The organism is Paenibacillus sp. ALE3 (genome assembly GCF_054113405.1).
In genome coordinates this window covers 5,043,323-5,055,808 of record NZ_CM134214.1, presented here as the reverse complement: position 1 = coordinate 5,055,808, position 12,486 = coordinate 5,043,323, and the positions used below count along the sequence as shown (strand labels likewise).

At 38.5% G+C, this 12,486-nt stretch carries 12 protein-coding genes; 11 read left to right on the top strand and 1 reads right to left on the bottom strand.

Annotation, left to right across the window (positions count from 1 at the left end; translation table 11 throughout):
• Positions 1 to 145 precede the first annotated feature (145 nt).
• The 5 genes from ACXHJ2_RS22665 (at position 146) to ACXHJ2_RS22645 (ending at position 5,330) form a co-directional block, all read left to right on the top strand.
• The gene (locus ACXHJ2_RS22665; protein WP_165084527.1) at positions 146 to 316 is read left to right on the top strand and encodes a hypothetical protein; all 171 of its coding nucleotides are present in this window, start codon (positions 146 to 148) and stop codon (positions 314 to 316) included.
• 799 nt (positions 317 to 1,115) lie between these two features.
• Positions 1,116 to 1,841 carry a hypothetical protein gene (locus tag ACXHJ2_RS22660; RefSeq protein WP_165084529.1) on the top strand — a complete coding sequence of 242 codons (726 nt, stop codon included), beginning with the start codon at positions 1,116 to 1,118 and terminating at the stop codon, positions 1,839 to 1,841.
• A 340-nt stretch (positions 1,842 to 2,181) separates the two neighbouring features.
• Entirely contained in the window at positions 2,182 to 3,303 is a 1,122-nt protein-coding gene (locus ACXHJ2_RS22655; protein WP_165084531.1) for a PIN-like domain-containing protein, read from the top strand.
• 277 nt (positions 3,304 to 3,580) lie between these two features.
• A complete protein-coding gene (locus tag ACXHJ2_RS22650; RefSeq protein ID WP_165084533.1) occupies positions 3,581 to 4,384 on the top strand; it encodes a hypothetical protein in 804 nt (267 codons plus the stop codon).
• Positions 4,385 to 4,565: 181 nt separating this feature from the next.
• Positions 4,566 to 5,330 (top strand): hypothetical protein, encoded by a 765-nt coding sequence (locus ACXHJ2_RS22645; RefSeq protein ID WP_165084535.1) that lies wholly within the window; start codon positions 4,566 to 4,568, stop codon positions 5,328 to 5,330.
• 207 nt (positions 5,331 to 5,537) lie between these two features.
• On the opposite strand, the gene ACXHJ2_RS22640 is transcribed toward ACXHJ2_RS22645, so the two are convergent.
• Positions 5,538 to 6,182, bottom strand: coding sequence for a hypothetical protein (locus tag ACXHJ2_RS22640; protein WP_165084537.1), 645 nt, complete (start codon positions 6,180 to 6,182; stop codon positions 5,538 to 5,540).
• A gap of 61 nt (positions 6,183 to 6,243) precedes the next feature.
• Between ACXHJ2_RS22640 and ACXHJ2_RS22635 the strand changes: the two genes are divergently transcribed.
• The 6 genes from ACXHJ2_RS22635 (at position 6,244) to ACXHJ2_RS22610 (ending at position 12,486) form a co-directional block, all read left to right on the top strand.
• Complete coding sequence (locus ACXHJ2_RS22635; protein WP_165084539.1) at positions 6,244 to 6,570, top strand: hypothetical protein; 327 nt, start codon at positions 6,244 to 6,246, stop codon at positions 6,568 to 6,570.
• Between the two features lie 70 nt (positions 6,571 to 6,640).
• On the top strand, positions 6,641 to 7,639 hold the full coding sequence (locus ACXHJ2_RS22630; protein WP_165084541.1) for a restriction endonuclease: 999 nt from the start codon (positions 6,641 to 6,643) through the stop codon (positions 7,637 to 7,639).
• A gap of 386 nt (positions 7,640 to 8,025) precedes the next feature.
• The gene (locus ACXHJ2_RS22625) at positions 8,026 to 8,517 is read left to right on the top strand and encodes a GNAT family N-acetyltransferase (protein WP_064962682.1); all 492 of its coding nucleotides are present in this window, start codon (positions 8,026 to 8,028) and stop codon (positions 8,515 to 8,517) included.
• 554 nt (positions 8,518 to 9,071) lie between these two features.
• Positions 9,072 to 9,746 (top strand): hypothetical protein, encoded by a 675-nt coding sequence (locus tag ACXHJ2_RS22620; RefSeq protein WP_165084543.1) that lies wholly within the window; start codon positions 9,072 to 9,074, stop codon positions 9,744 to 9,746.
• Positions 9,743 to 11,158, top strand: a complete 1,416-nt coding sequence (locus ACXHJ2_RS22615; RefSeq protein WP_165084545.1) for a contractile injection system protein, VgrG/Pvc8 family — start codon at positions 9,743 to 9,745, stop codon at positions 11,156 to 11,158. Before ACXHJ2_RS22620 ends, ACXHJ2_RS22615 begins: the two co-directional genes overlap by 4 nt.
• Before the next feature lie 77 nt (positions 11,159 to 11,235).
• Positions 11,236 to 12,486: a pentapeptide repeat-containing protein gene (locus tag ACXHJ2_RS22610; RefSeq protein WP_165084547.1), complete on the top strand. Its 1,251-nt coding sequence runs from the start codon at positions 11,236 to 11,238 to the stop codon at positions 12,484 to 12,486.

The following is a 12,486-nucleotide window of genomic DNA, read 5'->3' as shown; positions in this document are numbered from 1 at the left end:
ATTGTCTTGCTTTATCTGAGTGATAGCGACGATACTGACTTTGGCGTAGTTTGGCGCTTTCGTCGGTATCGTCGCTAAATGTTATTGATAGATATTGAATTAGTACATATAATTTACAATATAAAAAGGAAGGGACTGGAATAACATGGCGAAAAATACTGGGAACGACTACAGAAAAGGAGCTGTAAGAGATAGATCTCAAACTTACAATCCTAAAAATGACACGTGGGTTAAAAGGGATGCAAGTAACGGAAGGTTTTTAGATGCTAAAACATCTGATAACACGCCCTTTAAGGGTGTTAGGAAGGAAAAGTAACTTTTTAATAGAGGGTTAGTAAATTTTATATGTGTGGAGGACAGAGAGTAGTTTGTATGTTTTATTGTAAGCGAAATGAATTTAACTGATTGGTACGCTGATTCAAATAAAAGCGGCGGTTGAAACAGAAGTAATTCTGTCTTAATCGCCGTTTTCTACTGTCCAATTTTGGGCTTATTTTCTCACCTTGAAATAATCCAAGTAAACCGACATAAACCGACAAACTTTTATTTGGGTCTATGGTATTATTATTGTTGCTTTATTCTACATAAAGGTGGTCCTTTATGATTAAATCATATATAGGACTAAAGATAGTGAGATATGAAAGGCTTTTATTTATTAATTTTCATATGAATAAAAGTTTATTTATACTTATCATGAAAAGGTGATTAGCTTGAAATCTAAAGTGAGGATATTATCTATTTTTACCGATGAACAGCTACAAAACTGTGTAAATTCTAGAGTAACTATTCAGTTGTATGTAGAAAATGAACTTGATTATGAGGGTAAGATTACTGGATTTTCCCACCAATCTATAATCACAGAAGATGGAGTTTATTTAAGGGGAAATTGTAAGGTGGAGACGAATAGTAATTATCTAAAAGTGTTAACGCTCTAAATTTTACACTCTTTATTATGGAAATGATTGTTCGTGTTCAATCCTAACCCACTTATTTTACGAGCAATAATGGCATGTTGGTGGTTAATGGATATTTGCACATCATCTTACGAAGTGATATCTAATCTCGTTGTAATTTATAAGCTATAGTTTTGTTTTATAGAAAGGGTGTAATAATATTTGGAAGAAATATATCAATACTTTGTGAATGAACTAGGCCATGGTAAGAAAATTCACGCCTTCATGCCATGGTTAACTAGGTGGTTTGTTAGCATTGGTCTATTTATTACCATTGTGGCTGATGTGATAGCATTGTTTTTTATTAGCACGTGGTACATAGCGATGTCCACTCTAATACTAGGAATAGTAATCTTCTTAGTATTTATTTACTTTTATTATAGGGCTGGTAAGAAGGTGCTATTACAAAAATACGGAATCATACTGACTAGTAGATTTTCTTACTCAGGAAAAAATTACCATAATTATATAAACAATGAGCTTGTTAAATATATTAAGAGTAAAGATTTGTACACAGAAAAGAAATTAAAGTTGTTAGTTGAACGTTCGAAGAGTAAAGCAGAAGAAAAATCTATAAAGCAATTCTTCATCCCAGGAATTTTTGCTGCATTAACCGTGCCAATCTGGAACCAAACAGCTATTTCTCTTTTTAAGAACGTATCGGGTACTACTGAGATAGTCACTTTATTTATTACACTTTTTATTATTATTATAACTATGACCTTTATCTGTTCATACTATATTTCTGCTTTTAGAGTACTGTTTGGTCAAAAGAATCAAAAATATAAGCAATTAAATGGGCACCTCGAAGATATTTATATGAACCTTCCTGAAAAAGCTACAGAAAGACAAGCCCCAAAAAAAAGCGCCAACCCACGGCGTTTCTAATGCGTGAAAGGGAGTATCTCTTCTAGTAGCCGCGCATTGAAGCGGTTTTTTAAACTTTTCCTAATATAATGATTATGCAATTCTTTACAGATGAATCATTGACTATGAAGGGATATGTCCGTACTCTGTTCATTGTAAATTTCTAATAGTTAAGTCGGGTTGTTTCAAATCAATGTAATCGAGCAAGATGAAATTGATGAAACAGCCCCTCTTGAATAAAGGCGGTGATGTTCTTTCTGAAGGGAATTAGAAGTCGGTTGTAGTATATGATCATTTCTATAATATTATGGTATAATTTGTGATTTCATTACAAAAAAATAACAGGTAGGAGCGTATCAAATTGATTGTACAACCCAAGCCATTGGAGTATTTTATAAAGAAAGCAAAAATAGTTATAGATACCAATGTATTATTACAGGCGTATCAATATAAGGGCATAGAGATAGAAAAGGTTTTGGAACAATTAGAATGGTTTTTACGTCATGATAGACTAATTATTCCTTCACAAGTAGTTACTGAGTTTACAAAAAGAAGGGAGGGGCTTATAAAAAAGATTGAAAATTCCCTGTTTAATATAACTAATGAAGTAGATAAAGTTAAAATTTACCCAAACCAATCTTTAAAAGAAATATGTCCTTTGTTTACTCAAACGGAAGAGTTTAAAAAGGCAGTAGAAACAAAGGACAAAATATTGGATGAACTTAATAATTATAAGGACTTGCTGTCTTCGCTACATAATAAAGTGGTCGATTTATTTGATGAAGATAGGATTCTCGAAAGAATTCAGCGCTTGATTAATAAATCCTACTTCCTCCCAGACAGTTTAGGATCTGAGGAAGCATTAGAACGAGAGGGTAAGGAAAGGTTTAGCAAGAATATTCCTCCTGGTTTAAAAGACAAAGGAAAGTTGAAAGATGGAGCCGATTCTGATCCATACGGTGACTTTAAAATTTGGGCGCATATTTTAAAAATAGATGCGGATGTTCTCTTTATTACTTATGACGAGAAAAATGATTGGTTTATAAAAGGTGGAAATGGAAGATCTCTAATACAAAGAAGAGAATTATTTGAAGAATTTTACAATATTACCGGATTTCAATTTAGAGCTATTGCTGCAAAGAATCTTATTGGGCTAAGGGATTTCCCAAACGAGTTGCAAGTTGAAATTTTAAAAATTGTTGGTGATGGTTATAAGATTGAAACTTTTTATGATAAGGCTGAGGAATTATACCAATGGGTAGTTAAAAACTTTCAAGACGAAAAAGGATTAGTTCATATTATGAATGACGTAATGAGATTAGATGAAGTCTATGCCCAGGGTGTAAAATACTCTTTTGCTGAAATGTGCATTTCTTATGTGGAAGGCACGGCTGATAAAACTGATTTTCAGAATTTAATGAATTTATCATATATTGGTCTGCAAGAGAGGTGGGACAGTAGGTTTGATTTATTTGACTCTTAGGCGACGAATATTGAGATATAAGAACACGTTTTTTTCAGTTGATTATTTAACAACAAATTAGAATAAAGTTGGCTAATAAGTGTCACAGTTGGGTTGTTATTGATACGGTTATTGCGTTTATACCACCTCATTAAACCGCCTAAATATTATAACACGCCGAGTTGTAGATTTTACGTGGCAGGGTTCAGAAAATAGAATCCTTGCTCATACAAAACTACAATGGATAATGATAGACGACATGTATGGAAATTTCACGTTAGAGAGGGAAGGTGTTTAATTGAACTGGACACTTGTTTTTGCTCCTGTGTCAGGGCTAATAGGTGTATGTGTGGGTACATTATTGACTCATATATTCACTTCTAAACGAGAAAAACAAAAGTATACTTATGAAGTTTTTCAAAATTTTATTTCTCCCGTGTTACTAACAGTAAGTAATTTCATTAATCATAACGCAATTAACCCTGATGAGGATGATGAAACAAAAAATCATTTTGGGATGAATGAAGAACACTTCTTTAATGATTTATTGATTCCACATATTGAGAAGAATTTGAAGTACTGCAATTCAGAATTAATAGCTGCATTGCAAGCCTTGAGAAATACAGAATATCTACATACTCATTTTATCTCGAAATCTTGCGATGAACATTCTGATGAGTATGATACTGAGACTTTGTACTGTAAAATCATTATGGCATATATATTTTTGGATTACTCCGAAAAGACAATTCTAAAAAATGAAAGGGACTTAGGTAGGTTTCTTCTCAATGAGATTTTAGTCTGTAAGGTAATGGTTTCATTAGTTGGTGCAATTGTTAAAATTAAGGGACTATATAGGCTAGATGAAGCGTGGACAATTTTAGAGTGGGATAATGTAGGGCACCATAATTTAAGATCCACATGTAAATCTGTACTAAAGCACTATGATCCTTTTAATGATGATTACCAATATTCCTCAAACTTCTTGAGGGAGGGGCTTGAAATTATTTGCGACCATGATGAAGCAGTTAAAGTGCTCTCTCGCATTTTTGATGAGTCGAGTGATGGAAATGAGGGGATTCTTGTTAAGCCACCTTTCTAAACATCTTCAGCATCACGCAGCGGCGAATTATGACGGATCGCTTATATGAACCCTTAACCATGCAAAACCACAACAGAAGGTGCTGAGTAGAGTTCAATACATTTCTCATCAGAGCTTAATTATTTGGTTACTTATTTTTTAAAATCATGGATTTCTTTAATCATATACAAAAGGAGGAGCAATGAGTAACAACTATCTTGAATATTTACTAACCCCTGCTAATCTTCTCATGGTTTCAAGTATTGAGTTTGACCCTAATGATGAATGGATTGAAGAGATAAATATAAGGAGCATGTCGGAACAGTTTCATTTTAACCTTAGATTTGTATTGAGGGATAATGCAATTAATCAAAGTCAGGTCCAACTTAAGCAAAAATGCAATATGCTACTTGCCATTATTGAGGATGAGCTATCATTTTCATACGGAATAAAGCTACATCACCCACATTTTTTAGGATTATATTTAGATGGAAAAAGACAACCAGCTACACATCGGGGGATAATTAATGAATCGGTAACGTTAACAAAACCTGATGAAGAATTATTACTCAAACAAATATGCGTAGCTGTTCAAAATCAAAGTTATAATGAATATAAACGCTTATACCGAAATGTCCTCCAAATAGCAGATCCAATCGCCCGATTTGTGCTTCTATATAGTTTGATTCAGCTTGCTCTAGATGCTAATAGTCAAAGAGAAGTGGACGATTTTATTAGAACAACAACTTGGTATAACGCTACCTTAGATCGTACGACTACCAAAAAAGGAGCTAACGCTAAGGAAACTATTTACTCTTGGCTTAGAAATACAATTGGGCATACACAGGAATCTTATATAATTGGGGGAAGAAGCTACAGTTTTGAAGAAATTCTCGAGGAGATTGATAAATTTGTAGATACATTTTCTCTAATTACCAAACACGCAATTGAAACCAATAAAATTTAGCCGACAAGGTCTAAAATATGATAATCGTTATGCAGCTTCCCAAACGTCACTTGGAAAGTATGTTACCCTCGCCGCCTTTCCAAACATCCTCAGCATGACACAGCGGCTAGTTATGCATTTGCTGAGTCACGGATAGGAAAAATGAACCCATGTTCATATAAAACCACAATGGTTAAGACAGGGTTCGTTTTTCTTGTCACAAACTTTTTATTCTACTGTAACAATCCCTTCTTCAGTGACCCAATAGACTTCAAATTGCATCAGATCTTTAAGCCATTTGATGCGTGGAAGCAAATTAGTATATGTGGAAAAATCTCCTGGAAGGGCTATGCCGAGTTTTACCTGTGCATTTTCTCCATGATATAAAATGAGGTCAAATAAAGCTCCAGAAAACCAATGACGTGCTTGGACATTAGAACTTTTTTCAGGATATCCCTTAACACTTACCCATAACTCTTTACCGTCAGGTGTAAGTGCAATTATGTCTTTGCCAGTAGTTCGGGACGCAGTATCAGCGACACTTCGAATTTGATATTTATTCTGAACAAGGTAACTCACTACATGGCCCTGCACATTTCCTTCCCAATACCAAGGTTTAATGGCAAAATTGGCGGAGGAGGGAAGCGGGGCTCCCTCTTTCTGATACTTCGTATCAAGAAGTTTACTAGTGATCTTGGATCTATGGCAATACTCACATTTACTCGGTTTTCGAATAATATAGGATGCCTCAAATAAAGCTCTGCATATGGAATATACAGTTTGCCTTGGGGTGACTCCCGAAGCGATAGAGAGACAATCATCACATAACTCAACATTGGATAACTGGGCAATGATACGGTCTTTGTTTTTCATATAGATGACTCCCAATCAAGTTAGTATAATTAAAATATCTGATCAATGAGGAGGTTAGTCTGTGTCTTCAATACAATTTGATCGTGCTAAGACTTCTGTGGGTCTATCTAATTTTGTGCTATTTTTTGACGACTATCAAGACTTTTATAAGCAGAATATATTGTCTAATGCTAAAGATACAAGTAAACTTGCCCAGAAGTTACTAGACAATAACCCCAGAGCTAGATCTTTGGGTGCCCAGAAGACTAGAGTTAGTTATGCGGTCGAAATTTTTAAGAACAAGTGGGAAAAAGACATGCTACAAGCCGTAATTGAGTCTAACCATTCAGAAATTACAGAAGAAATAAGGAATAGAGCGCAAGAGTTAATAAGATTACTAAATCAATAAACCTGTCAGAATTCAATGTTGATTATCGTGGAACCACAATCAAATTGTAAATACTTTAGGAGGGGACTTAATGGAGAAATGGTGGATGGTAAGGGCAGGAGATAACAATGAGTTGGTGCCTGAGTGGCTTGAAAAGCAGGTTGCAACAATTGGCTGGAGTTCTCTTGGTAACCCAATGCAATTTTTAAATAGAGATAAGCTGATTGAAAAGGCGCATGTTGTATATTCTAAGGAAAAGCCTAAAGCACGTATTGGGTGGGGACACCAAGTATGGAAGTTTAGTAGAGAAATATCCGTTAACGATAACATAATTACCTATTCAAAAGAAAAGCGGGAATACATAATAGGAAGAGTAAACAAGCCTTACTTATATGACCCAGTGATGGTCAATGATTACTATCCAAATGTGATTGGAGTTAAGTGGGAATCCAAACGTATCTCGCGAGATCAATTATCTCAAGGAGCTAAAAACTCTCTCGGGGGAATATCCACTGTATTTCGTGTTGATACCTGGGGTGATGAATTTGAGCGTTTACTGTCGGGAGATTCAGTAGTCCCATCTTTTTCAACGGCGTTACCTAATGCAGTAAATGATGAGTACATTGATAATTCGGATTTTATCCAGCAAGCAATAACATTGCTAGAAGATGCAATAGATAGACTTGATGAATGGCAAATGCAAGATTTGTTTGGAGGTTTACTTGAAGGTATGGGTTATCAAGTCCGAATTAGCCCCAAGGGCCCCGACGGTGGTGTTGATATTATTGCGCACCGGGATGCATTTGGATTTGAAAAACCGATAATAAAAGTTCAAGTGAAGCATCGTAAGGCATCTGCTGGTAGTCCAGAAATACAACAACTACTAGGTTCTAACCCTATGGGGGCAAGCAGTTTGTTTGTATCTACTGGCGGTTTTACCTCGCAAGCTAAGAATGTTGCCAAACAGCATGGTGTAAAACTTGTAGATCTATCTGAATTAGTTGAGCTGGTTGGGGAGTGGTATGAAAAAATGTCATTAGAGAGGCAGTCTTTATTACCCTTAAAAAGGGTATATATCCCGAATGTATAATAATAATGTAGCGAAATAGACAATGAAGTTAAGCTACTTCCCCAAATATCCTCAACATTACAACACGCCGAATTGTGGATTTACCGTGCCACGGTTCGCCTCCATCGATCAAATCCACAACTTTGTAGCTTAAAGATGACTTCTATGTTTTCCTTGTAGCGGTCAGCTTTTATACATAGCCGCCGATGAACTACTTGATCTCAAGATGGTTCCAGCTGGTGATGTGGTCCTGAAAGACAAAAAGCAGCCATCACAGATTTTCTTCCGTTGATGGCTGCTTTTTCTTTTAATAGCTTTTATTCTATTGCATTCACATCCAAAGCTTGTATTTGGCCTATTTTAGATATAATACTTAGATGAAAAATGACAATTTATAAAGTTATAAGATGGAGGGGAAATCTTGCGTAGTTGATACAAAAGAATTTGATAAAAAAATGATAACCGATTTTTTTATTTGTAATTGGGGAACTCCACAAATGGTGATTTCTAGCGGGATCTATCAATGTGATGAGTTAGATGGATTTGCTGTCGTAGATCATAAAGAAAAGATTATGGGATTAATCACTTATGTTATAAGTGATAATGAATGTGAAATCATTTCTTTAGATAGCAAAGATGAAAATAAGGGAATTGGTACTGCGTTATTGAATGAGGTGGAAGCAGTATCAAAAAAGAGCGGATGTTGCAAAATAAAATTAGTAACAACTAATGATAACTTGCATGCTTTTTTATTTTATCAAAAAAAGGGTTATCAAATTGCGAAAATATTCCCAAACTCTGTTGAAAAGGCAAGGATTATAAAACCTAATACACCAAAAATATCAAATAATGGTATTACAATTCGTGATGAAATTCTATTTGAGAAAAGCATATTATGAATATTACAAGGACAATTTGAATTAACTAAAATTATTTTGTGTAGTATTCTTGAATAGAGGTGGTACGGACTTCGCGTTGAATGATGCTTTCGTCGGCACTGGCTTTTTTTTGGTTTGAAGGGCTACTCTCTCATTTAATTGCATTAGTTTCAGTTTAGATCCGTCGCCACTTCCCCGCTCTATGAGCGGGTTTTTGCTTTTTAGTAGGATCGATTGCGGACTAAGTATATTCCAACTCTACAAACTCCGATTATCCAAATCATTTGATAAAATCATTTTTATTATGGGAGCGGCCTTTCCAAGTCATAATAACTGCTTTTATTCTGAGCAAGGAAGGATTCAATTCGATCCATTGTCCGTTCCGATATCAATCCCCTTCTCAATATTAATTTCAGAAATATACATTGAAAATAACACATGGGATGGTTCTTTCTGTAAACAAACTCTCTATTCTGGCCGATACATACATAAGATGGGTTATTGTTAAATATGCCCTTTTGCTTTTATATTTTGAATTAAATACTTATCTTTTTTACGAAGAAGGGACTAACCCTATGAGCTATATGGACGAGCATATTTTAAGTCTCAAAAATAGGCTTAATTATGATGTTGCATCTAATAACGTAAATACGAGTCTTTCTCAAACTGCTATATCCGAACGGGATCAATCCGTTTTCGGGAAAAATCAGGCGTTGCGGTTAGGTGATGAGTTCATTACGTTGGAATGGTGGATGATTTTGGACGGACAAATGGAGGTTAGCGTCCCAAAATCTTTTAGCTTGATGCCACTGGAGCAGGCCCAATTTAAGTATCCTTCGGAATATCGTCCAGAGGTCATTTATACCTCGGAGGATGGAACGGTGAATATCACCTTTAATCGGACAGAGTCCACTTTGGCAGACGAGGAACTTTCTGAGTTTGTGGAGCAAATGGCGGACACTTTGCGAGCTGTACAACCAATCCGTAACTGGCTGGGCACTCAATTGATCGTGAATCATTGCGGTCTGTCCATTGGCATGATCCGTTTTATAGCTGCAGGCGTGGATACGAATTTGTACAACGAAATTCTACTGTTCACCCATGCAGGACAGGTGATGATGGGGACGTTTAACTGTACGGAATCGGAAATGGAGGTATGGATACCTGTAGCGGAAAACACAGTGCAGTCGCTTCATGCAGTTTCATTGCCCTTACAAACTACGCTTGAGAAAGGAGCGGATTCGCTATGAGTCTGGGCTACGATAATATCCAAATCCAGCCTTACGAGCTGGTTGAGCTGGAGCAGCTTACCCTCACGAAGAAAATCAACGAGCATACTCGGCTCTATTTTACAGGGATCATCCCGGAAGAGATGCAAGACAGCTATGTGGAAACGACGGAAAAGAACACGGTGATTGAGGTAAGCCAGCAGAATGAATTGGGTGAAAGTAAGCCGCTATTCAGCGGGATTGCGCTATCGGTCGAAGTGAAGGTTGTGCGGGATGTGTACTATCTGGAGGTAGAGGCGATATCCCATACTTATCGGATGGATATTCAGCAACGCACCCGTTCTTTTCAATATACCAAAATGACGATTCCTCAGATGCTGGAGCAGATTGGTAAGGATTATGAAGGGTTGGATGTGATTGATGGAGCGACAGGTGGAGAGCCCATTGGACGGATTGCCATTCAGTATCAGGAAACGGATTGGGCTTTTTTAAGACGCATGGCTTCCCGCTATCATACGAGTCTGATGCCTGTGGCGCGTTTTGACAGTCCTAAACTTTATTTTGGCATTGAAGACAGCCCTGCACAGACCGTGCTAGATCATACCCGTTATACGGTATGCAAGCAGATGCTGCCTTTTCGCTACTTTCAGGAAAATGAGCAGGCGAAGGTGAACGAAAATGATTTTATTTTTTATGAGGTGGAGACAGACGAGGTGCTGGATCTGGGCGCTCAGTTGACCTTTCAGGGACACAGTTTGTATGTCATTGAGGCTTATACGGAGATGAGGCAAGGGCTGTTGCGGCATCAATATGTGCTTGCCTCGTACAAAGGCTTACGGCAGAAAGGCTATTATCAGGAAAAGCTGGTGGGTGCTTCATTAGGCGGGGTGGTCGTAGACGTACGTCAGGATCAGGTACGTATCCATCTGGATTGCGACGAGAAGCAGGCGGTCGATCAGGCGCATTGGTTCAATTATTCGACGGTATATAGCGGCGGGGGACATACAGGCTGGTACGTAATGCCGGAAAAAGGGGATCCAGTTTCACTCTATTTTCCGGGCAGCCGTGAAGAAGATGGGGTAGCAGGCAGTGCAGTCCGACGTGCAGACAGAGGAAGCGGGCATAACAAGTTTTCCAATCCGCAGATGAAAATATGGCGAACGCCTCATGGAAAAGAAATTCGTTTGGGACCGGATGAACTGGTCGTGACGGGTAAAGATGGTGCTATTTTTATTAAGCTGGACGACAAGGAAGGTATTCATATTGTGAGCAATAAACAGGTAAGTATCTCGGCGGGTGGCAATCTGAGCTTGTCGGCAGGGAAAACGATGAGTTTGTCGGCAGGCAGCGAGCTGCGTATGGATTGCAATGGCAGTCATATTCAATTGAGTGGATCAGCGGACATGAAAGGCAGTGAAGTGAAGTCGAATTAGGCTATAGGGCAGCGGGTGAATGGCGTCAGCCTGAAGACATAAATTTATGAAGAGCTTTAGGTGGTGGTTGGGTACAAATGGAGAAGTCTATGGATGAGTTAGAACCGCAATGGCAAGCCATTTTGAATCAGGCGTGGTTTCTCATCCGCAGAGACTGGGCGCTGAAGTTCAAGGTAACGCAGGAGCAACGGATTCAAGCCTGTGTCGAAGAGTTTCGGGGATATTGCCAGCACATTCGGCAAGAGCAGCTTCAAGGAAGAAAGGAAAGGATCGGTTATATCACATACTCCATGCTACGTACCACATGGCTGGAAGAACGGCCTGCTTATCTCGTAGAGGCTTCCGATGCTTTATGGATGCTTGATCCACAGCCGATCCATTTTGAATGGAACACAAGCTGGGCATATTCCTACTGGACCGATTTGCAGCAGCAATTTCGAAGGGAGGTAGAGCAGCAGCAAGTTTCTCTATCAGAGCTTGAATGGGAGCAGGTTATGCTGGAGGCAGCGGTACACATTCATGCGCTCGTTGTGAACGTGGTTCGCTTGGCGATGAAACAGGCTGTGTGCTTACCGGAGTTTCAAGAGATGGAGCGAGAAGAGACGTTCGAGATTCGTGTGGGTGAATATTTGGATCATAGTGTATCGGTATATCGAGAAGATCGCAGAGCCATGGAGGCGAATGAGATTCGGTCGTGGTTGGATGAAAAAGAAGAACATGCGTACAGCTATCAGGCGTTGACCCAAGTTCAACTGTCGGACGGAGATTATAGTCAGTTGGATTTCCGCTATACGGCTTTTCACCAAATCGGAATGGAACATAGTCGCTTGTATGGCTGTGTCCTGGTAGGAACGGTGTGGCAGGAAAGTCAGTTAAATGGAATCGATTTGACATACAGCTTGCTTCATGGAGCCAATTTTAGCGGATGCTCGATGAAAGGGGCCATATTGGATGTCGTTATGGGTAACGCCGGATATGGATCAGATGCTTCATTGGGTTGGGAGGCATTGGGTTTTGCTGGCGTAGATTTCACAGGGGCGAGCTTGCAGGGAGCCCGTTTTCATGATGCACAGTTACGAGGAGCCATTTTTCAAGAGGCGTTACTACAAAAAGCGTCCTTGGACGGGGCAGACCTCACGGATGCCTGCTTTGTTGGAGCAGATGTGACAGGTGCATCCTTTAAAGGGGCCTGTTTGATCGGAACCGATTTTACGGGTGCAAACGTACAAGGAGTCATTTTTACCGATGAACAGCGTAGAGGAGCCATTGGTTTGGAGTGGTCTACACAGGTAAGGGATGCTGTTAGCAAAAGGGAGTGGCTGCATTGA